Annotated in this window: 23 protein-coding genes and 1 riboswitch; of the genes, 8 read left to right on the forward strand and 15 right to left on the reverse strand. The window is 72.2% G+C overall.

Features of this window, described 5'->3' with window-relative positions:
- Positions 1-8: 8 nt before the first annotated feature.
- The 13 genes from murC to ACFYWJ_RS31670 all read right to left on the reverse strand — a co-directional run bounded on the left by murC (position 9) and on the right by ACFYWJ_RS31670 (position 15,720).
- Entirely contained in the window at positions 9-1,505 is a 1,497-nt protein-coding gene (murC, locus tag ACFYWJ_RS31610) for a UDP-N-acetylmuramate--L-alanine ligase (RefSeq protein ID WP_355284861.1), read from the reverse strand.
- On the reverse strand, positions 1,502-2,617 hold the full coding sequence (gene murG, locus ACFYWJ_RS31615; protein ID WP_355284864.1) for an undecaprenyldiphospho-muramoylpentapeptide beta-N-acetylglucosaminyltransferase: 1,116 nt from the start codon (positions 2,615-2,617) through the stop codon (positions 1,502-1,504). The genes murC and murG overlap by 4 nt, the downstream gene beginning before the upstream one ends.
- Positions 2,614-4,032, reverse strand: a complete 1,419-nt coding sequence (gene ftsW / locus ACFYWJ_RS31620; RefSeq protein ID WP_355284867.1) for a putative lipid II flippase FtsW — start codon at positions 4,030-4,032, stop codon at positions 2,614-2,616. Before ftsW ends, murG begins: the two co-directional genes overlap by 4 nt.
- Positions 4,029-5,465 carry a UDP-N-acetylmuramoyl-L-alanine--D-glutamate ligase gene (gene murD / locus ACFYWJ_RS31625; RefSeq protein ID WP_355284878.1) on the reverse strand — a complete coding sequence of 479 codons (1,437 nt, stop codon included), beginning with the start codon at positions 5,463-5,465 and terminating at the stop codon, positions 4,029-4,031. The genes ftsW and murD overlap by 4 nt, the downstream gene beginning before the upstream one ends.
- Positions 5,466-5,515: 50 nt before the next feature.
- Positions 5,516-6,592 carry a phospho-N-acetylmuramoyl-pentapeptide-transferase gene (gene mraY, locus ACFYWJ_RS31630; protein ID WP_218716002.1) on the reverse strand — a complete coding sequence of 359 codons (1,077 nt, stop codon included), beginning with the start codon at positions 6,590-6,592 and terminating at the stop codon, positions 5,516-5,518.
- The gene (gene murF / locus ACFYWJ_RS31635) at positions 6,589-8,088 is read right to left on the reverse strand and encodes a UDP-N-acetylmuramoyl-tripeptide--D-alanyl-D-alanine ligase (RefSeq protein WP_355284870.1); all 1,500 of its coding nucleotides are present in this window, start codon (positions 8,086-8,088) and stop codon (positions 6,589-6,591) included. The genes mraY and murF overlap by 4 nt, the downstream gene beginning before the upstream one ends.
- Positions 8,085-9,677, reverse strand: a complete 1,593-nt coding sequence (locus ACFYWJ_RS31640; protein ID WP_355284872.1) for a UDP-N-acetylmuramoyl-L-alanyl-D-glutamate--2,6-diaminopimelate ligase — start codon at positions 9,675-9,677, stop codon at positions 8,085-8,087. Before ACFYWJ_RS31640 ends, murF begins: the two co-directional genes overlap by 4 nt.
- A 104-nt stretch (positions 9,678-9,781) precedes the next feature.
- Positions 9,782-11,665 carry a penicillin-binding protein 2 gene (locus ACFYWJ_RS31645; protein WP_355284875.1) on the reverse strand — a complete coding sequence of 628 codons (1,884 nt, stop codon included), beginning with the start codon at positions 11,663-11,665 and terminating at the stop codon, positions 9,782-9,784.
- Complete coding sequence (locus ACFYWJ_RS31650) at positions 11,662-12,660, reverse strand: hypothetical protein (protein ID WP_387163518.1); 999 nt, start codon at positions 12,658-12,660, stop codon at positions 11,662-11,664. Before ACFYWJ_RS31650 ends, ACFYWJ_RS31645 begins: the two co-directional genes overlap by 4 nt.
- Positions 12,657-13,655, reverse strand: a complete 999-nt coding sequence (gene rsmH / locus ACFYWJ_RS31655; RefSeq protein ID WP_355284990.1) for a 16S rRNA (cytosine(1402)-N(4))-methyltransferase RsmH — start codon at positions 13,653-13,655, stop codon at positions 12,657-12,659. The genes ACFYWJ_RS31650 and rsmH overlap by 4 nt, the downstream gene beginning before the upstream one ends.
- 219 nt (positions 13,656-13,874) lie before the next feature.
- A complete protein-coding gene (gene mraZ, locus ACFYWJ_RS31660) occupies positions 13,875-14,306 on the reverse strand; it encodes a division/cell wall cluster transcriptional repressor MraZ (protein ID WP_218715918.1) in 432 nt (143 codons plus the stop codon).
- A 410-nt stretch (positions 14,307-14,716) separates the two neighbouring features.
- Positions 14,717-15,145 (reverse strand): DUF3040 domain-containing protein, encoded by a 429-nt coding sequence (locus tag ACFYWJ_RS31665; RefSeq protein WP_355280169.1) that lies wholly within the window; start codon positions 15,143-15,145, stop codon positions 14,717-14,719.
- 125 nt (positions 15,146-15,270) lie between these two features.
- Complete coding sequence (locus tag ACFYWJ_RS31670; RefSeq protein ID WP_355280167.1) at positions 15,271-15,720, reverse strand: SAV_6107 family HEPN domain-containing protein; 450 nt, start codon at positions 15,718-15,720, stop codon at positions 15,271-15,273.
- 116 nt (positions 15,721-15,836) lie between these two features.
- Here ACFYWJ_RS31670 and ACFYWJ_RS31675 point away from each other — a divergent pair, with 116 nt between their 5' ends.
- The 5 genes from ACFYWJ_RS31675 (at position 15,837) to ACFYWJ_RS31695 (ending at position 21,011) form a co-directional block, all read left to right on the forward strand.
- Positions 15,837-16,463 carry an N-acetyltransferase gene (locus tag ACFYWJ_RS31675; protein ID WP_355280165.1) on the forward strand — a complete coding sequence of 209 codons (627 nt, stop codon included), beginning with the start codon at positions 15,837-15,839 and terminating at the stop codon, positions 16,461-16,463.
- On the forward strand, positions 16,460-18,037 hold the full coding sequence (locus ACFYWJ_RS31680; RefSeq protein WP_355280163.1) for an NAD(P)/FAD-dependent oxidoreductase: 1,578 nt from the start codon (positions 16,460-16,462) through the stop codon (positions 18,035-18,037). Before ACFYWJ_RS31675 ends, ACFYWJ_RS31680 begins: the two co-directional genes overlap by 4 nt.
- Before the next feature lie 67 nt (positions 18,038-18,104).
- Positions 18,105-18,956, forward strand: a complete 852-nt coding sequence (locus tag ACFYWJ_RS31685; protein WP_355280162.1) for a carotenoid biosynthesis protein — start codon at positions 18,105-18,107, stop codon at positions 18,954-18,956.
- Positions 18,957-19,090: 134 nt separating this feature from the next.
- Positions 19,091-19,837, forward strand: coding sequence for an LppM family (lipo)protein (locus ACFYWJ_RS31690; protein ID WP_355280191.1), 747 nt, complete (start codon positions 19,091-19,093; stop codon positions 19,835-19,837).
- A 1-nt stretch (position 19,838) separates the two neighbouring features.
- The gene (locus ACFYWJ_RS31695) at positions 19,839-21,011 is read left to right on the forward strand and encodes a glycosyltransferase (protein WP_355280160.1); all 1,173 of its coding nucleotides are present in this window, start codon (positions 19,839-19,841) and stop codon (positions 21,009-21,011) included.
- A gap of 2 nt (positions 21,012-21,013) precedes the next feature.
- On the opposite strand, the gene ACFYWJ_RS31700 is transcribed toward ACFYWJ_RS31695, so the two are convergent.
- Positions 21,014-21,592, reverse strand: coding sequence for an NAD(P)-binding domain-containing protein (locus ACFYWJ_RS31700; protein WP_355280159.1), 579 nt, complete (start codon positions 21,590-21,592; stop codon positions 21,014-21,016).
- 62 nt (positions 21,593-21,654) lie between these two features.
- Positions 21,655-22,356, reverse strand: coding sequence for a hypothetical protein (locus ACFYWJ_RS31705; protein ID WP_355280157.1), 702 nt, complete (start codon positions 22,354-22,356; stop codon positions 21,655-21,657).
- A 213-nt stretch (positions 22,357-22,569) separates the two neighbouring features.
- Positions 22,570-22,663, forward strand: a riboswitch (SAM riboswitch).
- Positions 22,664-22,670: 7 nt separating this feature from the next.
- Here ACFYWJ_RS31705 and ACFYWJ_RS31710 point away from each other — a divergent pair.
- From ACFYWJ_RS31710 to ACFYWJ_RS31720, 3 genes are read left to right on the forward strand one after another with little or no spacing between them, the layout of a single operon-like run.
- Complete coding sequence (locus ACFYWJ_RS31710) at positions 22,671-22,847, forward strand: hypothetical protein (RefSeq protein ID WP_355280155.1); 177 nt, start codon at positions 22,671-22,673, stop codon at positions 22,845-22,847.
- A complete protein-coding gene (locus ACFYWJ_RS31715; protein ID WP_355280153.1) occupies positions 22,844-24,463 on the forward strand; it encodes an ABC transporter substrate-binding protein in 1,620 nt (539 codons plus the stop codon). Before ACFYWJ_RS31710 ends, ACFYWJ_RS31715 begins: the two co-directional genes overlap by 4 nt.
- Positions 24,464-24,465: 2 nt before the next feature.
- A complete protein-coding gene (locus tag ACFYWJ_RS31720; RefSeq protein ID WP_355280151.1) occupies positions 24,466-25,482 on the forward strand; it encodes an ABC transporter permease in 1,017 nt (338 codons plus the stop codon).
- Positions 25,483-25,493 lie beyond the last annotated feature (11 nt).

The raw sequence follows: 25,493 nt of genomic DNA on the forward strand, positions 1-25,493 counted from the left end.
CGGCAATCTCACCGGCCGCCCTGTTGCGGCCGGGCGCGCAAGCCGTCGAGGATCTGGCTGCCGAGCATGGTGACATCGCCGGCGCCCATGGTGATCACGACGTCGCCGGGCTGCGCGAGCGCGGCGACCTGCTTGCCCACCTTCGACATGTCCGGCTGGTAGTGCACCGGGCTCGTCACGGCCTGGGCCACCAGCGCGCCGTTGACGCCGGGCAGCGGCTCCTCGCGCGCGCCGTAGACGTCGAGCACGACCACCTCGTCGGCCAGGCTCAGCGCGGCGCCGAACTCGGTGGCGAAGGTGGCGGTGCGGCTGTACAGATGCGGCTGGAACACCACGATCACCCGGCCGCGGGTGGTCCGCGCGCCGTCGCGTGCCTCCTGGGCGACCAGCTGGGCGGCGGCCTCGAGCACGGCGCGCACCTCGGTGGGATGGTGGGCGTAGTCGTCGAAGACGCGCACGCCGTTCTCCCGGCCGGTGAACTGGAACCGGCGGTGCACGCCGCCGAAACCCTCCAGGCCCTGCACGATCTCGTCGATATCGGCGCCGGTGGCCCTGGCGGCCAGCAGCGCGGCCAGCGCGTTGAGCGCCATGTGCCTGCCCGGCACCGACAGCCGCACCGTGCGCGGCGTGCTCTCCCCCGCCAGCTCGAACTCGACGATGCCGCCGACATCGCGCGGCTGCCAATCGATCAGGCGCGCGCCGACCGGCACCGGGGCCGCCGACAGGTCGCCGGAGCCGTAGCCGAGGACCTCCACACCGCGCTCGCGCAGTCGCGGGGCGACCCGATGCGCCAGCGCCAGCGAGCCAGGATCGTCCAGGCACACCACCAGCAGACCGCCCGGCGCGAGCCGGTCGGCGAAGTCGTCGAAGACCTGGATGTAGGCCTCGTCGGTGCCGAAGAAGTCCAGGTGATCGGATTCGATGTTGGTGACCACGGCGACGTCCGGGTCGTATTGCAGCAGTGAGCCGTCGGACTCGTCGGCCTCGGCGACGAAGATGTCACCGCTGCCGTGGTGGGCGTTGGTGCCCGCCTCGTTGAGCTCGCCGCCGACCGCGAACGACGGATCGGCGCCGCAGTGCTGCAGCGACACGATCAGCATCGAGGTGGTCGAGGTCTTGCCGTGTGTGCCCGAGACCAGCAGGGTCTTGTGCCCGCGCATCAGCGCGGCGAGCACGGTCGGGCGCAGCAGCACCGGGATGTGGCGCCGATTCGCCTCGACCAGTTCCGGATTGGTCTTCGGGATCGCGGCGTAGGTGGTGACGACGACCGTCGGGCCGCCGGGCAGCAGGTCGAGCGCGTCGGCGTCGTGGCCGATGCGGACCTGCGCGCCGCGCGCCCGCAGCGACAGCACGCCGCGGCTCTCGCGCGCGTCCGAGCCGGACACCGCGCCGCCGCGGGCGAGCAGGATCCGGGCGATGCCGGACATGCCCGCGCCACCGATGCCGACCATGTGCACCCGTTCGAGTTCGGGCGGCAGCGCCGTCGCGAGTTCCTCGCCGCTCATCGGGCGACCTCGGTGACGATCCGGGCCACCGTGTCGGCAGCGTCGCGATGGCCAGCGCCTGCGGCGGCGCGGCTCATCTCGGCGAGTCGAGCGGGGTCGAGCAGCAGCGGAATCACCTCATCGATCACGTATTTCGGGGTCAGGTCGGCGTCGGCGACAATTCTGCCACCTCCCTGCGCGACCACGGGCCTGGCGTTGAACTCCTGCTCGCCGTTGCCGTGCGGCAGCGGCACGTAGAAGGCGGGCAGCCCGACCGCCGACACCTCGGCCACGGTCATCGCGCCGGAGCGGCAGACCACCGCGTCGGCGGCGGCGTAGGCCAGATCCATCCGGGACAGGTACGGCACGGCGACATACGGCGCGTCGGCGTCGGCGGTGCTCACCTCGACGCTGTTCTTCGGGCCGTGCGCGTGCAGTACCGCGATCCCCGCGGCCGCCAGCTGCGGCGCGGCGCCGGAGACGGCCTCGTTGAGGCTGCGCGCGCCCTGCGATCCGCCGAACACCAGCAGCACCGGGCCCTCGGCGGGCAGGCCGAAGTGGGCGCGGGCCTCGGCGCGCAGGGCCGCGCGGTCCAGACCGGTGATGGAGGCGCGCACCGGGATGCCGACGACCTGGGCGCCGGCCAGGCCCGAATCGGGCACCGCGGCAAGCACCTTCGCGGCGAGCTTGGCGCCGACCTTGTTCGCGATGCCCGCCTTGGCGTTGGCCTCGTGCACGACCACCGGCACGGCGCGCTTGCGGCCGAACAGGCCGCCGCGCGCGGCGAGGTAGGCGGGCAGGGCGACATAGCCGCCGAAGCCGATGATCACGTCGGCCTGCACCTCGTCGATGACGGCCCTGGTCGCCTTCACCGAGGCGCGCACCCGGCCGGGCAGGCGCAGCAGGTCGGCGGAGGGCTTGCGCGGCAACGGCACCGGCGGGATCAGCTCGAGCGGGTATCCGCGTTCGGGAACCAGCTCGGTCTCCAGACCGCGTTCGGTGCCCAGCGCGGTCACCCGGATCGAAGCGTCGAGCGCGCGCAGGGCGTCGGCGACGGCGAGCGCGGGTTCGATATGGCCTGCGGTGCCTCCGCCTGCGACGATCACCGACAACCCGGGACGCGGGTGACTCACTTGGATCTACCTCGTTCTTTCGCGTGTGGCATCGGATAGGTCGGTTCCCATGCTCGGGTCGACCGTAGCGAACTGGTGCCGCGGCTCTGGGGGGCGCGTCGGCGGCGCGGGGCCGGGCTCTCGCGGCGCGCGGCCGGGCGCGGCCGCTCGGCCTTGGCTTTCGGGGCGGGCCTGCGCGGTGCGTCGGCCTTGAAGGGCGTGTACACCTCGGGCACCGGCAGCCGCAGCATCCGGCTCACCCGGCCGTCCTGCCCGGCCTGCAGGGCCGAGACCGCCTCCGGTTCGTGCCGGGCGGCGCTGGCGATGATGCCGAACATGAACAGCGTGATGGCCAGCGAGGATCCACCGGCCGAGACCAGCGGCAGCTGCAGACCGGTCACCGGCAGCAGCCCGACGACGTAGCCGATGTTGATCAGCGCCTGCGCGGTGATCCAGGTGGTGGCGGTCGCGGTGAGCAGCCGCAGGAACGGGTCGACCGAGCGCAGCGCGATCCGGATGCCCGCGTAGACGAACAGCGCGAACAGCGCCAGCACCAGCATGCAGCCGAGGAAGCCGAGTTCCTCGCCGATGATGGCGAAGATGAAGTCGTTGTGCGAGTTGGGCAGGTAGCTCCACTTCGCGCGGCTCTGGCCGAGGCCGCGGCCCCAGATGCCGCCGTCGGCGAGGGAGTACTTGGCCTGGCGGGCCTGATAGTTCACGCCCTGCGGGTCGTCACCGGGGTTGAAGAACGCGCGCACCCGATCGGAGCGATACCCGGCCGACAGCGCCAGCACCGACGCCGCGACCACCCCGGTGACCATGATCCCGACGAACAGCCGCACCGGCAGCCCGCCGAACCACAGCAGCGCCATCAGCACGATGCCGAGCGCGATGGTGGTCGACAGGTTCGGTTCCAGCACCACCAGCAGGCACACCAGCAGACCGGCGGGCACCAGCGGCACCAGGATGTCCTTGAGCTGGGCGCCACGCCGCGAGGCCAGCAGATGCGCGCCCCACACCACCAGCGTCACCTTGACGACCTCGGACGGCTGGATCGACAGCGGGCCGATGTCGAACCAGCGCCGCGCGCCACCGTGGATGGCGCCGATGCCGGGGATGAGCACCAGCACCAGCGCCAGCACCGAGATGCTGAAGATCGGGAACGACCACTGCCGCAGCAGCCGCAGCGGCAGCCGCAGCGCGATATAGAAGGCGACGGCGCCGAGCGCGGCGAACATGGCCTGCTGGATGAACAGCGCGTACGCCGAACCACCACCGGCGTACGCCTCGACGCTCGACGCCGAGAGCACCATGACCAGGCCGAGCACGGTCAGCAGGGTCGCGATGGTGACGATCAGGTGAAAGGACGCGAGCGGACGGGCCAACCAGGCGCCGAAGCGCTCCCCCGCCCAACCCGTTCGCCGCGTCTCCGTCATAGCGCCCGCCCGATGTCACCGTCTTCCAGTGCCGTCACCGCGTCCACGAAGCAGCGTCCGCGGTGGGTGTAGTCGTCGTACATGTCCAGGGAGGCGGCCGCGGGGGCGAGCAGCACGGTGTCTCCGGCGCGGGCCAGACCCGCCGCGGCGCGGACCGCGCGGCCCATGACCGCTTCGGCACGCTGGGATCTCGACGACTCCATGCCTGCATCGTCTCGCGCATCCAGCTCGATGACCGGGACCTCGGGTGCGTGTCGCGCCAATGCGGCGGCGATCACCGGCGCGTCGGCACCGAACAGGACCGCGCCGACCAGCCGGTCGCCCACCTCCTCGATCAGGTCGTCGACGCTGGCGCCCTTGAGCAGACCGCCCGCCACCCAGACCACGTGCGGGTGCGCCAGGATCGCGGCGCGTGCGGCGTGCGGGTTGGTGGCCTTGGAGTCGTCGATGAAGTCGACCCCGCCCAGTTCGCGGACGAACGCGGTGCGGTGCGGGCCCACCTTGTGCTCGGCCAGGCCCTCCTTCACGAACTGCGGCGCCACGTCGATCGCCCTGGTCAGCGCGGAGGCGGCGAGGGCATCCGCGATGCCGGCCGGGCCCTGCGGGCTGATGTCGGAGGTCTCGGCGAGGATCGCGGCCTTGGTGAACGCGCGGTCGAGCAGCTTGCCGTCGACCACGCCGAGTTCGCCGTCGGCGGGCACCCCGATCCGGAAGCCGACGGTGCGCCGGGCCTTGGCCTTGCGCGCCAGCGAGCCCGCCACCGGATCGTCGAGGCCGACGACGCCGACCCGCCCGGTCAGCGCGCGCGCCTTGGCGGCGGCGTAGGCGTCCAGGCCGCCGTGCCAATCCAGGTGGTCCTCGGCGACATTGAGCACGACCCCGGCCTCCGGGCGCACCGACGGCGCCCAGTGCAGCTGGAACGAGGACAGCTCGACCGCGAGCACCTGCGGGCCGGGATTGCGGCGCAGCGCGTCCAGGATCGGCAGGCCGATATTGCCGCAGGCCACGCTGGCGATGCCGGCGGCACGCAGGATCGAGTGCGTCATATTGGTGGTGGTGGTCTTGCCGTTGGTGCCGGTGATCACCAGCCACTTGCGGACCGGACCGTAGATCCTGGCCTGGTCGACCCACCAGGCGAACTCGACGTCACCCCAGACCGGGATGCCCTCGGTGACGGCGGAGACCAGCACCGGCGAGTCCGGCCGCCAGCCCGGGCTGGTGATGACCAGCGCGAACCGGCTCAGATCGGCGTTCTCCAGCTCGACGCTGGTGGCGACCTCGAGACCCAGTTCGGCGGCCTCGGCCAGCGCCTTGGCGCCGCTGTCGGTGACCACCGGATGCGCGCCGATATCGCGCAGCGGTTCGATCAGTGAGCGCCCGGAGACGCCCCAGCCCGCGACGAGAACGTCACGGCCACGCAGGAATTCGAGCATGGGGCCCGGGGAGCGGAGGGCGCGGGGAGAGTGTTCGACCATGTTCGTCCTCACCCGACCTGCGAAAGGTATTCGCTGTAGAACAGTCCGAGACCCACGGCGGCGGCGATGCCGGCCAGGATCCAGAACCTGATGATCACCGTGGTTTCCGCCCACTTGCTCAATTCGAAGTGGTGATGGAACGGCGCCATCTTGAACAAGCGGTTGCGAGTGGTGCGGTAGACCGCCACCTGCAGCACCACCGACGCCGCCTCGGCGACGAACAGCGCGCCGATGACGACCATCAGCAGCTCGGTGCGGGTGGTGACCGACAGACCGGCCAGCATGCCGCCCAGGGCCAGCGAGCCGGTGTCGCCCATGAAGATCTTGGCGGGCGCGGCGTTCCACCACAGGAAGCCGATGCACGCGGCGGCCGCGGCGGCGCACACCAGCGCCAGGTCCAGCGGGTCGCGCACGTCGTAGCAGCCGGCCTCGGGGCTGGTGGAGCACGCGTTGCGGTACTGCCAGAAGGTGATGATCACGTACGCGCCGAGCACCAGGCTCATCGAACCGGCGGCCAGACCGTCCAGGCCGTCGGTCAGGTTGACCGCGTTGGACCAGGCCACCACCAGCAGGCAGACGAAGACGACGAACACGATCGCGCCCATCGACACCGTCGAGATGTCGCGCACATAGGAGATGTGCTTGCTGCCCGGGGTGAGCCCGTTCTGGCCACGGAACTGCAGCACCAGCACCGCGAACAGGACCGCGGCGCCGATCTGGCCGATGTACTTGCCCGCGGCCGACAGGCCCAGGTTGCGCTGCTTGCGCAGCTTGATGAAGTCGTCGAGGAAACCGACCACGCCGAGCGCGGTGGTCAGCCCGAGCACCAGCAGACCCGAGGCCGTCGGGCCCTCGGCGTCGTAGCCGATGCCGATCAGGTGCGAGCCGAGGTAACCGGCCCACATGCCGATCAGGATGGCGACGCCACCCATGGTGGGGGTGCCGCGCTTGGCCTGGTGGCTGGCCGGGCCGTCGACCCGGATCTCCTGGCCGAAGCCCTGTCTGGCGAAGACCCGGATCAGCAACGGCGTCAACAGGATCGACACCGCCAGTGCGATCCCCGCCGCGAACAAAATCTGCCTCATCGAGCCGCCTCCGTGCTACCTTCCCCTGCCCTGGTCAGGTGCTCGGCGACGGCCCACAGGCCCACCGCCTTCGACGCCTTGACCAGTACCACATCGCCCGCGGCGATCTCGTCGTCGAGCAGCGCGATCGCCGCCTCGATATCGGGCACGAGGATCGACTCCTCGCCCCATGAGCCTTCCATCACCGCGCCCTGGTGCATTCCCCGGGATGGCCGTCCGGTGCCCACCACGATCAACCGGTCGACATCGAGGCGGACCGCGAGGCGGCCGATCGCGTCGTGCTCGATCACCGAGGTGTCGCCGAGCTCGCCCATCTCGCCGAGCACGGCCCAGCTGCGGCGCGGCTCCGCGCCCGCCTTGGCCAGCGTGACCAGCGCCTTGAGCGCGGCCTTCACCGAGTCCGGGTTGGCGTTGTAGGAGTCGTTGATGACGGTGACGCCCTCGGCCGTGGTGCGCACGTCCATCCGGCGCGCCGAGGCCGCGGTGGCGCCCGACAGCGCCTGGGCGACGGTGGCCAGGTCGGCGCCGCACTCCAGCGCGACGGCGGCCGCGGCCAGCGCGTTGCCGACCTGGTGCTCGCCGTGCACGGCCAGCCGCACCGGCACGGACTCACCGCCCGCGTGCAGGGTGAACCGGGCGCGGGCCTGCTCGTCGGTGACCACGTCGGTGGCGCGGATGTCGGCGTCACCGGCCAGACCGACCTTCACCACGCGCGCCTTCGTCCGCGAGGCCATGGCGGCGACGTTCGGGTCGTCGGCGTTGAGCACGGCCAGTCCCTCGGCGGGCAGCGCCTCGACCAGCTCACCCTTGGTCTGGGCGATGGCCTCGCGGCTGCCGAACTCACCGAGGTGCGCGGTGCCGACATTGAGCACGACGCCGATGCGCGGCGGGGCGATGCGCGCCAGCGCGGCGATGTGACCGGGTCCGCGGGCGGACAGCTCGAGCGCGAGGAACTTGGTGTCCAGGCCGGCGCGCAGCGCGGTCCAGGGGTGCCCGAGCTCGTTGTTGAACGACCCGGGCGGGGCGACGACCGGACCCAGCGGCGCCAGCACGGCGGCCAGCAGGTCCTTGGTCGAGGTCTTGCCGGAGGACCCGGTGACGCCGACGACGGTCAGCCCGGTGCGCGCGGCCAGCCGCTCGGTGCTGGCGCGCGCCAGCTCGGCCAGCGCCGCGAGGACGGCGGCGCCGGAGCCGTCGGCGTCGGCGCTGAGCGCGACCGAGGTCGCCGGGACCGAACCGCGGTCCGGCGCCACGACGATCGCGGGCACGCCGACCGGCCGGGCCGCCAGCACGGCGACCGCGCCCGCGCCCACCGCGGCGGCGGCGTAATCGTGTCCGTCGGAGGTGGCGCCCGGCAGCGCGAGGAACAGATCGCCGGAACCGATTCGGCGCGAATCGAATTCGACCGAACCGGTCACCAGTGCCTGAGGGTCGGGTACGTCGTGCAGCTCGCCGCCGACGACGTCCGCGATCTCCCGCAGTGTCATCTCGATCATGAAACCGTCAAGTCCTCCGAGTCCGTCTGCGGACTGTGTCGTGTCTGCAGGGTTTCCAGCGCCGCCGCGACCACCTCGCGGTCGTCGAAGGGATGCTTGACGCCCTGGATCTCCTGACCCGCCTCGTGGCCCTTGCCCGCGATGAGCACCACGTCGCCGGACCGCGCCCAGGCGATGGCAGCGGCGATGGCCGCCGCGCGGTCACCGATCTCGCGGATCTCGCCGCGGTCGGTGGCCGGGAGTTCGTGCGCACCGGCCACCACGGCGGCCCTGATGGCCGCCGGGTCCTCGGTGCGGGGATTGTCGTCGGTGACGATCAGCAGGTCGGCGCCGCGCGCGGCGGCCGCCCCCATCAGCGGGCGCTTGGCCGCGTCGCGGTCGCCGCCGGCGCCGACGACGACGGCCAACCTGCCGTGCCCGGCCTCGGTGAGGTGACCGCGCAGGGTGGCCACCACCGATTCGACCGCGGCGGGCTTGTGCGCGTAGTCGACGACGGCGAGGAAGTCCTGGCCGCGCTCGACCCGCTGCATGCGGCCGGGGACGTCGACGGTGGCCAGCGCGGGCGCGGCCACGGCCGGATCGACCCCGGCGGCGGCGCAGGTCGCGACGGCCAGCAGGGCGTTGGCGACGTTGTAGCGGCCGGGCAGCCGCAGCCGCACGGCCAGTTCGCCGTCCGGGCCCGCGGCGGTGAACTCCTGCTCGCCGCCGGTGGCGTCGACGTCACCGGTGACCTGCCAGGTGGCCGGGCCGGTGGTCGAGACGGTGACCGGCGCGGTGAGATCGCCGGCGAGCCGGGTGCCCCACTCGTCGTCGACGCAGATCACCGCGGTGCGCGCGGCGACCGGCGAATCCGTGTCGAAGAGCTTGCGTTTGGCGGCGAAGTAGTCCTCGAAGTCGGCGTGGAAGTCGAGGTGGTCCTGGGACAGGTTGGTGAACGCGCCGACGGCGAAGCGCACGCCGTCGACCCGGCCCAGCGCCAGCGCGTGGCTGGAGACCTCCATCACGACCGCCTGCACGCCCTGCTCGACCATCGCGGCGAACATCGCGTGCAGCTGGGGCGCCTCGGGCGTGGTGAGCGCGCTGGGCACCCGCCTGCCGCCGATGCGGGTCTCGATGGTGCCGATCAGCCCCGTCGACAGGCCCGCCGCGGCGAGCCCGGCCTCCACCAGGTAGGAGGTGGTGGTCTTGCCGGAGGTGCCGGTGATGCCGATGATGCGCAGGCGGTCGCTCGGGTGGCCGTAGATCTCGGCCGAGAGCTCGCCGAGCACGGCGCGCGGCTGCTCGCGCACCAGGACCGGCACGGCGACCTCGCCGATCAGGGCGGCGCCTGCGGCGTCGGTGTACACGGCCACCGCGCCGCGGTCGATGGCGTCGGCGGCGAAGCGCGCGCCGTGCGCGTTCGCGCCGGGCAGCGCGGCGAACAGGTCACCGGGGCGCACCGCGTTGGAACGCTGCTCGATGCCGGTGACGGTCGGTTCGGTGGTCACCGGGGTCGCCACCGTGGCGCCGGTGAGGTCCAGCAGGGCCCGCAGCGACGTCGACGGCGGCGTGGTGGGCCGGAGCGCGTGCGGGCTGGACTGCGCGGGCACAAGGCTCCTCTCTGAGAGTGATCGAGCGCGTGGGCGAGACGAGCAGTCAGGTTACCGACGCGCGGTGTCGGATGGACAACGCGGGTTGTGCCTAGGCGGAGGAGTTAGAGCCCGGCCTCCAGCACCAGCCGTTTGGGCTCCGGCGACGGCGGCACGCGGTCACGCTGCAACGCCCAGGAGGCGATGCTGTGGAACAGCGGCGCGGCCGACCCGCCACCGCTGCCGTCGGAGCTGCGGATCGGCGCGTCGAGCATCATGCCGATCACATAGCGGGGGTTGTCGGCGGGCGCCATCCCGGCGAAGGTGATGTAGAACGACGAGGACGAATAGCACCGGCAACCCGGGTCGACCTTCTGCGCGGTGCCGGTCTTGCCCGCCACCTGATAGCCCTCGATGGCGGCCGGGACGCCGGTGCCCATCTGGTAGCCCATCGGGTCCTTCTGCACGGTCGCCTGGAAGACGGTGCGCAGCGTGCTCGCGGTCTGCGGGCTCACCACTCGCACGCCGTCGGGCTGCAGTTCCTCGGTGCGGGTGCCGTCGGGGGCGATCCTGGCTTTGACGATGCGCGGCGGGATGCGCAGGCCGTCGTTGGCGATGGCCTGGTACATGCCGGTCATCTGCAGGGTCGTCATCGACAGGCCCTGGCCTATGGGCAGGTTCGCGAAGGTGCCGCCGGACCACTGATCGCGCGCGGGCACCTGGCCGGGGCTCTCGCCGGGCAGGCCGATCCCGGTGCGCTTGCCGAGCCCGAAACGGTCGACCATGTCGGCGAAGCGATCCTCGCCCACCCGCTGCGCGAGCATGAGAGTGCCCACGTTGGAGGACTTTCCGAAGATGCCGGTGGTCGTGTACGGCGCGGTGCCGTGCTGCCACGCGTCGTTGACGGTGACCCCCGCCATCCGGATCGAGCCGGGCACCTGCAGCACCTCGTCGGGCGTGGTGAGCCCGTACTCGATGGCGGCGGCCGCGGTGACGATCTTGTTCACCGAGCCGGGCTCGAACGGTTCGGCGACCGAGGGGTTGCTCATGTCGGCCGAGGCCCAATGCTGCGGTCCCAGTGCGGGATTGAAGGTGTTGTCGTTGGCCATCGCCAGCACCTGGCCGGTCTTGGCGTCGAGCACCACCGCCGAGGCCGACGACGCGCCGGAGAGCTGCTTGGCCTGCTGCACCTGCTGCTGGACGTAGTACTGCATGTCCTCGTCGAGGGTCAGCTCCACGCCGTAGCCGTTCACCGCGGGCTGCTGGTCGCGGTAGCTGCCGGGGATCACCGCGCCGTCGGACCCGCGATCGTAGGTGCGCGAACCGTCGGTGCCGGCGAGCACCGAGTCCAGCGCGGACTCCAGGCCGATCTGGCCGTGCCCGTCCCAGCCGGTCGCGCCCACCACATTGGCCGCCAGGGCGCCGCCGGGGTATTCGCGCAGGTCCTGACGTTCGGCGCCGACCTCGGGGAACTTGGCCTGGATCTCCGAGGCCACCCGCGGATCGACATTGCGAGCCAGGTAGGTGAAGGTCTTGTCGCTGCGCAGCTTGTCCAGCAGCTCTTCTTCCTTGGGCGCCGCGGCGCCGAGCTTCTCGTGGACGAACTTCGCGATGTCCTTCAGGCGCTGCTCGGGGTCGGGCGCGCTCGGCTTGGTCTTCTTGGCGTCGGCCAGCTGCTGACGCACCCGGACCGGCTGGAAGGTCAGCGCTTTCGCGGTGATGGTGAAGGCGAGCTGGTTGCCGTGCCGGTCGGTGATCGGGCCGCGCACGGCGGCCTCGGTCTCCTTGGTGGTGCGCTGGGACGCGGCCTGCGCGGAGAGCGCGGGCGCCGCCAGACTCTGGATGTAGAGCAGTTGCAGTGCCACCACCGCCAGCGTCGCCAGCAGGGTGACCCGGCCGACGCCCAGGCGCAACCGGATCGGCCGGTCCGGCGAGAGCGACCCCGATCGGCGGGCCCTCGACGAGACCGGCCCGCGTCGCTGTCGCGACGCGGGCCCGCTCTGCCTCATCGACCGCTCTCCGGAGCGACGATCCGCGGTGACTCGCTCGGCGGCCCCGCGACCCGGCCGGGTAGGCCGGCCGCGACACCGGGGGCGGGCGGCGGCGGGTCGGCCGGTGCGACCGGTTCGCCCTGGTCGGTGGGGGCGGCGACGTCGACCCGGTCGGGCACGGTGACCGGAGCGATCGGCGCGGGCGCCGGTCCCTCGGCGGGTGCGGGCGCCTGGCCGTCGGCGGGTGCGGGTGCGTCGGCGGGTGGGGCGGTGTCGGCCGGGGCCAGCGGCGCGGGCGCCAGAGCGACGGCGGGCTGCGGCGCGACGGCCGGGGCCTGCGGCGCGACGGGCGCCGGTGCGGGCGCCGCGCCCTGGGCCGCGGGCGCGGCGAGCACGTTCGCCGGGGTACCGCTCGGCGTGGCCGGACCCGTGGTCGAGGCGCCCGGCTGCACCGGAACCACCCGCTCACCCTGCGCCTGGGCATGGCCGGGCGCGGGGTTGGGGGTGGTGGTCGGCGGACCGTTCAGCGGCGGCACCGGCGCGCCCTGCGCGGGCGTCGGCGTCCCGATGACGGTCACCTCACCGCCGGGGCCGAGCACCAGCCGGGCCGGGTCCTTGGCCGGGATCATGCCCAGTTCCCTGGCGCGCGCGGCCAATTCGGGTGCGGAGTCGGCGGCGGCGACCTCACGCTGGAGCGCGGCCCGCTCGTCGGCGAGCTTGCGGTTGACCGTCCTGGCGTCGCCGAGCTGGTAGCTGTCCTCGGCGGCGCGCGTGGTCAGCAGGAGGGTCAGCGCCAGGCCGCAGCCGAGCAATCCGATGATGGCGGTGACGAACGGGATCCGCCCGGCCATCGTCGAGGCCCGCTCGGGCAGCTCGATCCCGTCGAGCAGCTGCTCCCTGGTGCGCTTGCGCGCGTAGGCCCGCTGCGCGGCACCGGATTTCACCCGTTCGGCCGCCTCGACGCGACGGGCCGTACGCCCCGGCACGGCGACGGTGCTCGTCCGCACGCTCATCGTGTCCCCTCCTGTGTCCTCCCTGACCTCTCCGCGATCCGTTCGGCCGCGCGCATCCGCACCGGCGCGGATCGCGGGTTGACCTCGATCTCGGACTCGGTCGCCTTCTCCGCACCTCGGGTCAGCATCCGGAATTCCGGTCCCATGCCGGGCAATTCGACCGGCAGGTCCATCGGCGATCTGGAGACGATCCGGGGCGCGAACTCCTGCTTGACCAGCCGGTCCTCCAGCGACTGGTACGACATGACGCAGATCCGCCCGCCGACGCGCAGCGAATCCAGTGCCGCGGGCAGCGCGGCGCGCAGCGAGTCGAGCTCGCCGTTGACCTCCACCCGCAGAGCCTGGAACGTGCGCTTGGCCGGATGACCGCCGGTGCGCCGCGCCGCGGCCGGGATGGTGTCGTAGAGCAGCTCGACCAGCTCGGCGCTGGTGGTGAACGGCTTGACCGCGCGCCTGCGCAGCACCTCGGAGGCGATCTTGCCCGCGAACCGTTCGTCGCCATAGGTTTTCAGCACCCGGGCCAGGTCGCCGTGGCTGTAGGTGTTGAGCACGTCGGCGGCGGTCGGGCCGGTGGTCGGGTCCATCCGCATGTCCAGCGGCGCGTCGACGGAGTAGGCGAAACCGCGATCGGCCTCGTCGAGCTGCATCGACGACACCCCGAGGTCCATCAGAATCGCTGACACCGCACCGATCTCGGGCAGGCCCGCCTGACTCAGCGCGTCGGCGATGCCGTCGTAGCGGGTGTGCACCAGCGTGATCCGGTCGGCGTAGGGCGCGAGCCGCTCCCCCGCCAGTTTCAGCGCGGTGGTGTCGCGGTCGAGCCCGACCAGGTGCGCGTTCGGATAGGTGCGCAGGAAGTGTTCGGCATGGCCGCCCAGGCCGAGCGTCGCGTCGATGTAGACGGCGCCCGGTTCGCTCAGCGCGGGGCCGAGCAGTTCGTCGGCGCGTTCGAGCAGGACCGGCACATGACGGGGGTTCTCGGTGTCATGGTTCACCTCGACCTCCCGGGATACTGCCTCGCGTCGCAGACGGGTCGCCTTGCCACACAGTGCTTTTCGAATGAGATTGCGGTCTGAATGAAGCCGTTCCACCGCCCTTGCGATGGAACCGGCGAATGCGTCGAGGTCTCTGACCGAGGCGCGGCACCTGGCGTCGGGGAAGTACGTCAGGGTCCGCGCCCGGGCAGAGGCCTCGCAGCACTCGCGTGCTCCGAGCTAGAAGATCCCGCCCAGCGACTCGTCTCTGGCTTGCGCGTAGTCCTCCTCGTGCTCGGCGAGGTAGGACTCCCACGCCTGCTTGTCCCATATCTCGAGGAAGTCGACCGAGCCGATCACCACGCAATCTCGCGTGAGATCGGCATAGCGTCGATGGTCCGGCGACAGCGTGATCCGGCCCTGTGCATCCGGACGTTGTTCGTCGGTGCCCGCCGCCAGCGCTCGGACGAAAGCCCTTGCCTGCGGGTTGCTTCGAGACGCCGCGGCGGCCCGCCGCGCGAGCGCGGTGAACTCGTCCTTCGGGTACACGGCCAGGCTGTGGTCTTGACCTTTGGTGACCATCAACCCTCCCGCCAGTTCGTCTCGAAACTTCGCAGGCAACGTCAGTCGCCCTTTGTCGTCCAGGCGGGGGGTGTAGGTACCGAGGAACATCTCGGCCACCTCCCTACTGGATCACCTCGCCGTACGGCCTCTCCTGTAGTGCGCGACCCACATTACCCCACTTTCCCCCACTTTCAATCGAAACCCCGGGTGATCTCGCTCCCCGCCAACACAATTCCGCAGGTCATGCCAGCTATCACCGAGATTCGGTGTTATCGCGTGTTCGGGCAACCCGCGCGGGTCGGCAACCCGTGGTTCCGACAACGTTCAGCAAACATCGCAGGTGCCACCGGCGGCGGCGCGGGCCGTGGGGGCGCGGTGGGGAACGGTGGGGAAAGTGGGGGAACCGCCCTGACCATCGATCCGACGGCCCCACCACCGCGAAAACAGGCGAAGGCGGCGCCGCACCCGATCGGGTGCGGCGCCGCCTTCGATGCCGTGATGTCTCGGCTACAGCCGAGTTACTCCTGCTCGAACCTTCGACGGAAGCGGTCTTCCATCCGCTCGGAGAAGCCGCCGGACTTGCGCGGACGACCGCCGCGTCCGGTCGAGCCGCCCGTGGGGCCGGAGCCCGCGCCGGGGGTCTCGGTCGAGTCCGGCCGAGCGGACCTGCGCGAGTTGCCGATCATGAGCAGCACGCCGGCACCGAACATGGCGATGAATCCGACGAGGCTGATGATCGGGAAACCGCCCGGCTTGAACGGGGCGGCGATGCCGGCGACGAGCAGGAACAGGCCGATGGCGAACAAGGCCGCCGCCTGCAGTCTGCGTCGACTCGACGTGGAGCGAAGACGTCCGCCGCGGACGGACGAGGCGAACTTCGGATCCTCAGCATAGAGAGCGCTCTCGATTTGTTCGAGCATGCGCTGCTCGTGCTCGGAGAGTGGCACGGTACCTCCCCCGGCACTAGGCGTGGCTGGTCGCCTCCGGGTAGGCGACGGGTAGCCGACCTTGGCGGCTATCTGCTCCCCATGATACGAGTTCGATCGAAGCCGTACCACCTACTCGGTGATAACTAAGCGGTCATGTCCCGGTCGCGACTCGGCTGCGGGCGTGTCTTGGCGGCGGCGACCAGCGCATCGTCGATGTCGTAGAGGAATGCGCCCACCCGTGAGCAGAACTCGTCGGCGCGGGTGTCGGTGACCGCGCGGTCCAGCCCGGCCTCCAGATCGGCCCGCAGTTGCGAGTGCGCCTCGAAGTAGTCCGCCCACATCGCGAACTCGGGACTCGCGCGCCGCAGCAGCACCCAGGCGCTGCGCGAGCGCGCCCTGGGCGCCCGATCGGCGCCGGTGAGCGCGATCATCGCGCCCGCGCCGCGCAGTGCCGCCAGGTAGGCGGTGCGGAACCGCTCACCCGGGTCGTGTTCCCAGGCCGAATCGGTGAGCAGGGCGTCGGCCTGACGTAGCAGCCCGCCCGCGCGACCGTCGTGCCCCGCGTGCTCCCGACCATCGTTGCGACCAGCCATCTGCTGCCCCTTTCGCCCCTCGCACAGATCGAACAAGCATTCGAACGTTTGAATTGAGATTGAATATAGGGACACCCACCGACAACTTCCGCGCCAGCGCGCCATCGACGAGAGCCATGACAGCCGTCAAGCCGAATCACACCCCCGCACCCGTCGTCGTCGACCTCAGCGTCGCCGCCCTGCGCGCGCGCCTGCACGACGCCCTGTCGGTGTATGTCGCCGCCATGGACTATCCGCGCGGCACCGAGCATCACCGCGCCCCGATGTGGACCGAGCACACCACCCGGGCGGGCTGGCGTGCCGTGGCCGCCGTGCTGCCCGACGACTCCGGCGCCGTCGACCTGCGCACCGCCCCGATCCTCGCGATTGCCTACGGCTACAGCGGCGCGCCGCGGCAGTGGTGGCATCAGCAGGTGCACACCGGGATGCGCCGCTGCGGCTGGCCCGAGGCCGCCGCTCGCGAGCTGCTCGCCGACTACTTCGAACTCACCGAGTTGCACGTGCATCCGGCCGCGCAGGGCCGCGGCATCGGCTCGACGCTGCTCGAGCGGCTGCTGGCCGACCGCACCGAGGCCGCGGTGCTGCTGTCGACGCCCGAGGTGCCCGAGGAGGACAACCGGGCCTGGCGGCTGTACCGGCGGGCCGGATTCACCGATGTGATCCGCAATTTCGTGTTCGCGGGCGACACCAGGCCGTTCGCCATCCTGGGACGGCGGCTGCCGCTGCCCGCGTCCGGCGCGTGAGGACGGCAGGCACGACGGTCGTCGTCGGTTCCGGGCACAACGCGCTGGTCGCGGCCTGCTACCTGGCCAGGGCCGGACAGCGGGTGCAGGTGCTCGAGCGCGACGAGGTGCCCGGCGGCGCGGTCTCGACGGTCGAGCGGTTCCCCGGCCACCTGGTGGATCGCGGATCCTCGGCGCACATCATGATCCGGCACACCGGGATCATCGAGGAGCTCGAACTCGACCGGTTCGGGCTGCGCTACATCGACTGCGATCCCTGGGGTTTCACGCCGTCGGACGGCGTGCGCCCGCCGATCGTCTTCCATCGCGATCTCGACCTGACCTGCGCCTCGATCGCCGCGGCCTGCGGCACGCGCGACGCCGACGCCTACCGCCGCTTCGTCGGGGTGTGGGGTGAGCGCAGCGCGCGGGTGATGCGCGCGTTCGGCGGTCCGCCGACGCCGGGCAGGCTCGTGCGCTCGTTCTGGGGGCTGGACGCGCGCGCGGGCGGCAGCGCCCTGTCCAGGGAGTTCCTGCAGACCGGGGACGCGCTGCTGGACTACTGGTTCGACGACGAACGCCTCAAGGCGTCGCTGGCCTGGTTCGGCGCGCAGTCGGGCCCGCCGATGTCGGAACCCGGCTCGGCGCCGATGGCCGGTTTCGCCGCGCTCATGCACACGCTGCCGCCCGGCCGGGCCGTGGGGGGAAGTGGGGCGCTCAGCGCGGCCCTGATCGCCCGGCTGCGCGCCGACGGCGGCGAACTGCACACCGGCGACGCCGTCACCGCCCTGCGCCGCACCGGCGACGGCTGGCGGGTCACCACCGCCGCGGGCCGGAATCTGCGCGCCGACACCGTGATCGCGGGCTCGCACATCCTGGCGACCCTGGATCTGCTGCGCGCGGGCGACTTCGACGCGGCCACCCTGGACGACTGGCAGCGCCGCATCCGGGTCGGCCCCGGCATCGGCATGGTGGTGCGCCTGGCCACCGACCGGCTCCCCGAGTATCCCGGCGCCACGACCGCCGAATCCGCCCGCGGCCTGCAGTTCCTCGTCTCGGACCGGAACCAGCTGCGGCGCGCGCACGGCGCCGCGGCCGGTGGTGACCTGCCGCCGCGACCGGTGGTGCTGGCGATGAGCTTCAGCGCGCTCGACCCCACCATCGCGCCACCCGGCGAGCACCAGCTGTCGCTGTGGGCGCAGTGGCATCCGTACGCGCTCGCCGACGGCAGCGACTGGGCCGACCACGCCGAACACGAGGCCGATCGGATCATCGCGGAGGTCGAGCGGTACGCGCCCGGCTTCGCGTCGTCGGTGCGGCAGCGGTTCGTGCAGACGCCCGTCGATCTGGAGCGCGAGATGGGTTTGCGCGGGGGCAATGTCATGCACGTGGAGATGTCGCTGGATCAGATGATGCTGTGGCGGCCGCTGCCGGAGTTGTCGGGGCAGCGGGTGCCGGGGGCGCCCGGGCTGTATCTGACGGGCGCGTCGACCCATCCGGGCGGCGGCGTCTCCGGTGCCAGTGGGCGCAGCGCGGCCCGGCTCGTGCTCGGCGATCGCCGGATCCGCCGGTTCTCGCTGCCGCACCGACGATGAGGGCCGGACTCGCGGCGCGCGGCGCGGCACCGTCGCGCGCGTCCCTCGTGACCGACAGGCGACACCGATGATCGGCACCGGGGGCCACCAGCTCGTCGACCGGCTCGGACAGGGCGCGGCGATCTTCGGTCGATGGTTGCGGGCCGAGCCCGCGCGGGCGCTGCCGACCGCGACGGCGATCCTGCTGGTCCTGGTCCAGATCGCGTATCCGTTGAGCGCGGGCACGATCCGGGACCGGATCACGATCGTCGTCGTCGCGCTGTCGGCGGCGACCGCCCTCGCGCACGCGGCGACAACGCGGGGCGGGCGCTGGGCCACCGGGTTCTTCGTCATCGTCTCCGGGCTCGGGCTCACCGCCGAGATCGTCGGCACGGCCACCGGGTTCCCGTTCGGCGCCTACGCCTATGCCGTCGACCGGATCGGGCCCGCGCTCGCCGAGGTGCCGCTGGTGGTTCCGCTGGCCTGGACCGGCGGGCTCTATCCGATCTGGATCGTCGCGGGGGTGCTCGTGCGCGGCGCGGCGGGCCGAGCCGGGCTCTTCGTGGTCGGGGCGGTCGGCTGGGATCTGTTCCTCGATCCGCAGATGGTGGCCGACGGGCAGTGGACCTGGGCGGTCACCGATGCCGGGCTGCCCGGTCTCCCCCAGATCCCGTACACCAACTACCTCGGCTGGGCGCTGGTCGCCACGCTGATGGCGGCGCTGCTGACCGTGCTCGACCGCCGGGTGCCGCCCGCGCACGACCCGTCGGTGGCGGTGCCGGTGGCGGTGTTCGTCTGGACCTGGCTCGGCTCGGCCCTCGCCCACGCGGTGTTCCTCGGCCTGCCCGCCTCCGCCTGCTGGGGTCTCGCCGGGCTCGCGCCGCTCGGCGTCCCGCTGCTGCTGCGTACGCGGGACCTGGCCGCCGACCGCGCGCGCTGAGTCGGCGGAGTACCCGAATCCGGCGGGAAATGCCTGTTCGGCGCGGATGCGCGCGACCCGGTGGGCCCGTCGTGTGGGTTCTCGGGCCCGGGCCTGGCACGATGTCACCCGTGCAGCCGAGTCTCGTCGCCGACATGCCCACTCCGTCGCCACGTCGTCGCGTGCCCGCGCGGCGCGTCGCCGCGGTCGCCGTCCTGCTGGCGCTGCTGGTGCCCGCGCTGGCCGGGTGCCTGCGCGTGCAGGTGTCGATGGGCGTGTCGTCCAACGACCGGGTGTCGGGGCGCATCGTCGCCGCGGTGGTGCCGACCGGCCCCACCGACAAGGGCCCGCAGCTGAAGGCGCCGGACCAGCTGGCCGCCAAGGTGCGCATCGAGAACTACAACCAGGACGGCTTCGTCGGCACCCAGGTGTTCTTCGACGACCTGACCTTCGGCGAGGTCGGCCAGCTCGGCGGCCTGTCGGATCAGACCCAGGGCATGTTCACCCTGGAGTTCCAGCGCACCGGCGATCTGGTGAGCCTCAAGGGCCGCGTCGACCTGGAGTCGGTGCCGCCGCAGGGCTCGGACGTGCAGTTCTCCATCGCCTTCCCGGCCCGTGTCGCCAAGACCAACGGCACCCGCGAGGGCGACAACACCGTGTCCTGGAAGCTGCCCGCCGGCGAGACCTCGACCCTGCGCGCCGAGGTGAAGTACGCCGACCCGAACACCCGCTCGTTCGCGGGCTGGGCGGGCATCGTCGGCGGCATCACCCTCGCCGTCGCCGCGCTGATCGCCGGGCTGGCCTTCCGCGACCGCAACCCCGGCCCGCCGAACGCGCCGCGCGGCGGCTTCTCGCCGCAGGAGATCTGGCGCGACATCGCCGGCCGCAGGCTGGGCCGCTGACATGGGCGCGGCGGGCCGCTACCTGACCTGGGCGGGCACCGGTCTCGCCGCGCTGGGCGCGACCACCGCCGCCTACAACCTGGTCACGTTGCGCAGCCTGCCGCGCCGGGTGGCCGGCGTGATCGAACCGGTGACGGTCTGCGTGCCCGCCCGCGACGAGGCCGAGCGCCTGCCCGAACTCATCGGCGACCTGCGCGCCCAGACCGGCGTCCCCCGGCTGCGCGTGCTGATCCTCGACGACGCCTCCACCGACCGCACCTACGAGGCCGCCTTGGCCGCGGTCGGCGGTGACGACCGGTTCACCGTGCTGCGCTCGGCCGCCCACCCGGCGCCCGGCTGGACCGGCAAGGCCGCCGCCTGCGCCCGGCTCGCCGCCCGCACCGACGCGGCGGCCCTGGTCTTCGTCGACGCCGACGTCCGGCTCGCCCCGTCCGCCGTCGCCGCGTCGGTCACCGAATTGCGCAGGCGCGGAGCCGGTCTGGTGTCGGCCTGGCCGGTGCAGGAGTCGGCCTCGACCACCGAGCGTCTGGTCCAGCCGCTGCTGGCGTGGGCGTGGGCGTCGACGCTGCCGGTCGGCCCGGCCAATCACAGTCTGCGCCCGTCGACCGCGGTGGCGTGCGGGCAGTTCCTCGCCGTCGACGCCGCGGCCTATCGTGCCGGTGGCGGGCACGCGGCCGTCGCCGCCAGCGCCACCGAGGATCTCGATCTGGCCAGGGCGCTGCGCCGGGCCGGGCATCGCACCGCTCTGGTCGCGGCGGGACCCAGCGCGAGCACCCGGATGTACACCGGGGCGGCCGAACTCACCGACGGCTACACCCGCTGGCTGTGGTCGGCCTACGGCGGCCGGGTCGACGCGGGCGCCGCGGTGGGCGCCCTGGCGGCCCTGGCCTACTGGATTCCCCCGCTGGCGGCACTGTGCGGCCGCGGCCGGGTCCGCCGCGCCGGGCTGCTCGGCTACCTCGCCGCCGTGGCGGGCCGCCTCGCCGCCCGCGCCACCGAGACCCGCCGGGCACCCACCCGCACCGACCTCACCTCCGCGATCGCCCACCCGCTGGGCGTCGCCCACTACCTGGCGCTGTGGACCCGCTCGCACTATCGCCACCGCACCGGCACCCTGCGCTGGAAGCAGCGCCCCCTCGTCGCCCCGGAGACCGTGAGCGCGCAGCAGGCCTGAGCTCAGCGGTCGACGATCCGGAACGCGAACTCGCGCCCCCTCCCCTCCCCCATCGCGAGGGTCAGCCACAGCCGCATCACGCCGTCGACGACCTCGTGATTGCCTTCGCCGACGAAGACCGGCCGCAGCCCGACCGCGGCGACGAGATCCTCGACCGCATTGCGGTCCGCGGCCGCGCACGAATAGAACAGGTCCGCGGGCGCACCGTCGAACGTCGGGTCGGCGAAGGCCTCCGCGCCCAGACTGTTGAACGCGCGCGCGTACCGGGCCGTCGGCGCGTGTTCGGCGAAAGTGGCTGCCGCGTTGGCCGGTCCGGCCCCGAAACTGTTGGTCGCGTCGAGCACCAGCTTGCCGTCGAGCGCGGCCGCGTGTTCGCGAGCGAAGCCGTCGACGGCCTCGGCCGGAATCGCGACCAGCACGACCGCGCTCTCGGCGAGCGCCTCGGCGACCCCGACCCGCCCGTCACCCGGCGTGCGCGACCCGTAGACGACCCGCCGTCCCGCCGCGGCGAGCGCCGTCCCCACCGCCGTACCGACCCGACCCGTTCCGATGACTGCGATCGCCGCAGTGCTGCTGTCCATGCCGAGAACGGTAGGCGCACACCAGCGATCGGCGCTTCTTCGTTCCTGACCGGTGACGCGGCTCAGGGAACTTCGGTGATGCCGACGGTCGGGAAGAAGAAGCAGGAGCGGCCCGCGTTGTCGGTGGTGCCGAAGACGGCGGCCAGCACGGTGCCCCGGCCGGTGTCGACCGGAACCGCGCGGACGCCGCCGACCGGGATGGCGGCGAAGAGGAAGTCGCGGATGGCGGTTTCGGCGATCGGGCGCAGTTCGACCGGGACCTCGGGCGGGACCAGGGCGCGCACCACGTCGGCGATCGAGCCCATCGAGGCCATCCCGCCGCGGCCGGTGCTGATGTTGAGCCAGGCCACCTGCATGCCGGAGGTCGCGGTGGCGGCGGTGTCCGGCGACAGGCCGTAGGGCAGGAAGGTGAACATCGTCTGTCCCGACTTCACGGCGGTGAGGTCGAGGCCGGGGATCTGCACGGCGTTCGCGGGCCACGGCCCGGGCACCGCGCCCGCCACGGCGGGCACGAGGCCGAGGCCGTCGCCGCCGCAGTTCGCGGCGACCGTCGGGTAGAGGAACGGCTGGATGCCCAGCGCTTCGAGCGTGTCGACGACGGTCCGGTACGCGCCGAGCAGGTCGCCGGGGCCCGCGGTCCGCACGGTGGGCGCATCCCTGGTTACCGTCGCGGGCGCGGCCGCCGCGGTGGGCGCGGCCAGCAGCAGCGCGGCGGCGCAGGCCGCCAGCGTGGTCAGGGTGGTGCAACGACGCGGCTCGGTCACGACGCACTCCTCATCGACGCGGAGACATCCGACGCTACGCCGGTATCCGGTGAAATCCCCGCAGGTGAGGTGCACCGATTCGTCGGCGCGTCGCGGACAGTGTGCACCAGCGCGGGCCCGGTTCCAAGCTCTGCGCTCACGCTGATCCTTACCGTTGTGAAGCATCGCGGCAGTGCCACATGCTGATTCGGTACCGGCCCCTGTGGCCGGTCACAACCATCCAGAGCGACCGAGAGACCTGGCTCCACGACGTCGCAGCAACCCGCCCGTTCCCGGGTGTGGGTGCTTCCGCCGGGTTCGATGGAGGAGCAACAGTGGCGAGGTCTGCAGTGCGGGTCCCCGACCCGATCACCGGCATCGCCCCCGTGACCGACTCCGACCACCTGGGCAGCCTCGCGCTGTTCCAGGCCGAGGTGGCGCCCGAACCGCGCCGCCGTTTTCCCCTCAATCCCCTGGCCGCAGGCCGCGAATTCTCTGGAGTCACCCCGTGATCGGTCCCCGTCATCGTCTCGCCGCCGTCGCCGGCGTCCTGGCTGTCGCCACCTCCGTGGTCGCGTGCGGCAGCGACACCGGCGGCTCGAGTGGGCAGGCCGGTCCGCCCCAGCCCGGCGGCACCCTGCGCTACGGGCTGTCCCAGGCGCCGTCGTGCTCGGATCCGGCCCAGGCCGGGTCGAACCAGACCATCTATGTCGCCCGCCAGATCGTCGACTCGCTCACCGATCAGGACCCCAAGACCGGCGCGATCACCCCGTGGCTGGCCCAGAGCTGGGAGGTCAGCCCCGACGCCAAGGTGTTCACCTTCAAGCTCGCCGACGGCGTCACCTTCAGCGACGGCACCCCGCTGACCGCGGATTCGGTGCGCGACACCTTCGACGCGATCATCAAGCTGGGTGGCGCGAAGGCGCCGCTCGGCGCGAGCTACCTGACCAACTACGTCGGCACGACCGCGGTCGACAAGCTCACCGCCCGGGTCGAGTTCAGCCAGCCCAACGCCCAGTTCCTGCAGGCGTCCTCGACGCCGCAGCTCGGCATCCTCGGCCAGGCGACCAATGCCAAACCGGCTGAGGCCCGGTGCGCCGGCGACAACATCGGCAGCGGCCCGTTCACCTACGCGGCCTACAAGCAGGACGTCTCGGTGACCCTGGCCAAGCGGGCCGGATACCGCTGGGGCTCGGCGGTGTTCGGGCATCAGGGCGAGGCCTACCTGGACCGGATCGAATTCACCGTCGTCCCCGAGTCCGGCGTGCGCACCGGCAGCCTGGTCTCCGGCCAGCTCGACGCGATCAGCGACGCGCTGCCCCAGGACGCGCCGCAGATCGAGGCCGTCGACGGCCGGATCCTGTCCACCTCGAACCCCGGCACGCCGTTCGGCTTGCAGCTCAACGTGAATCGCGGACCGCTGCGCGACCCGGCGGTGCGCCAGGCGCTGCTGCCGGCGCTGGATCGCAAGCAGCTCGTCGACACCGTGCTCGGCCCGCAGTTCAAGTTCGCGACCTCGTCGCTGGCCTCGGCGACCCCCGCCTACGCGGATCTGTCGGCGAAGCTGCCCAACGACCCGGCCAAGGCCAAGTCGATCCTGGACCAGGCGGGCTGGACGCCGGGCGCGGACGGCATCCGCGCGAAGAACGGTGAGCGCCTGAGCTTCTCGGTGACCTTCAGCCAGGTCTTCGCGGGCAACCAGGCGATCCTCGAGCTGGTGCAGCAGCAGCTGCGCCAGGTGGGCGTGGAGCTGAAGCTCGACCTGGTCTCCGGCCCGGAGAGCACCGCCAAGATGAACTCCAAGGACTACGACTCCTTCTACAGCAACTCCACCCGCGCCGACGGCGACATCCTGCGCACCTCGTTCTCGCTCACCGGCCGCAACCTCAACGCGCGCGGTCCGATCCCGGCACTGGACGAGACCCTGGACAAGCAGCTCGCCACCAACGATCCCGCGGCCCGCGCCGCGCTGATCAAGACGGCGCAGCAGCAGATCCTCGACAACGGCCTCTACGTCCCCACCGTCGAACTGTCGCAGGCGATCGGCGCGGCCGCGAACACCCAGGACCTGAAGTTCGAGGCCTCGGCCCGGCTGCAGTTCTTCGATACCTGGCTGAGCGGGCGCTAGTCATGGGCCGCTATGTGGGTTCGCGCGTGCTGCAGGCGATCTGGGTGATGTGGGCGGCGTTCACCATCTCCTTCGTCGTGCTGTATCTGCTGCCCGCCGACCCGGTGTCGATGGCCGCCGACGGCGGCGGCCCCGGCAGCGCCGTCGACAAGGCGGCGATCGCGGAACTGCAGGCCCGCTACGGGCTGGACAAGCCCCTGTGGGAGCAGTACGTGACCGCGCTGGGCAACGCGGTGACCGGTGATCTCGGCCGGTCCATCAGCACCGGGCAGCCGGTCACCGACGCCCTGCTCGACGTGCTGCCCGCCACCCTCGGCCTGGCGGCGCTGGCCCTGCTGTTCGCCACCCTCGGCGGCGTGGTGCTGGCCTTCGCCGCCACCTACACCCGTCGTCCGTGGCTGCGCAACACGCTGAGCGCGCTGCCGCCACTGGGTGTTTCGGTGCCGACGTTCTGGACCGGCCTGATCCTGTTGCAGCTGTTCTCCTTCCGGCTGCACTGGTTCCCGGCGTTCGGTGGGACCGGGCTGTGCGGCACCCTGCTGCCCGCGCTGACCCTGGCGCTGCCGATCGGCGCGGTGATCGCCCAGGTCCTCGCGGCCGGCTTGCAGCAGACCTGGCGTCAGCCGTTCACCGAGGTGGCGCTGGCCAAGGGCGCGTCGCGCTGGTGGGTGCAGCGGCGCCACGTCGCCCGGCTCGCCGCCGTCCCCGCGTTCACCATCGCCGGCGTGCTGGTCGGCACCATGCTGGCCGGCTCGGTGGTGGTGGAGTCGGTGTTCGCCCGCGCCGGGGTGGGCAGGCTGACTCAGACCGCCGTGCTCAACCAGGACATCCCGGTGGTGCAGGGCGTGGTGCTGCTCTCGGCGCTGATCTTCGTCGTGGTGAATCTGACGGTCGATCTGCTCTATCCCCTGCTCGATCCGCGCATCACCGGCGCCGGGAACAGACGCGCCAAGGCACGTTCCGGCGCGCTCCCCGACACCAAGGCCGACGTCGCCGCGAAGGCGGCGCACAGTGCCTGACCCCACCGAGA

This window comes from Nocardia sp. NPDC003269, from assembly GCF_042888005.1.
GTDB lineage: Bacteria > Actinomycetota > Actinomycetes > Mycobacteriales > Mycobacteriaceae > Nocardia.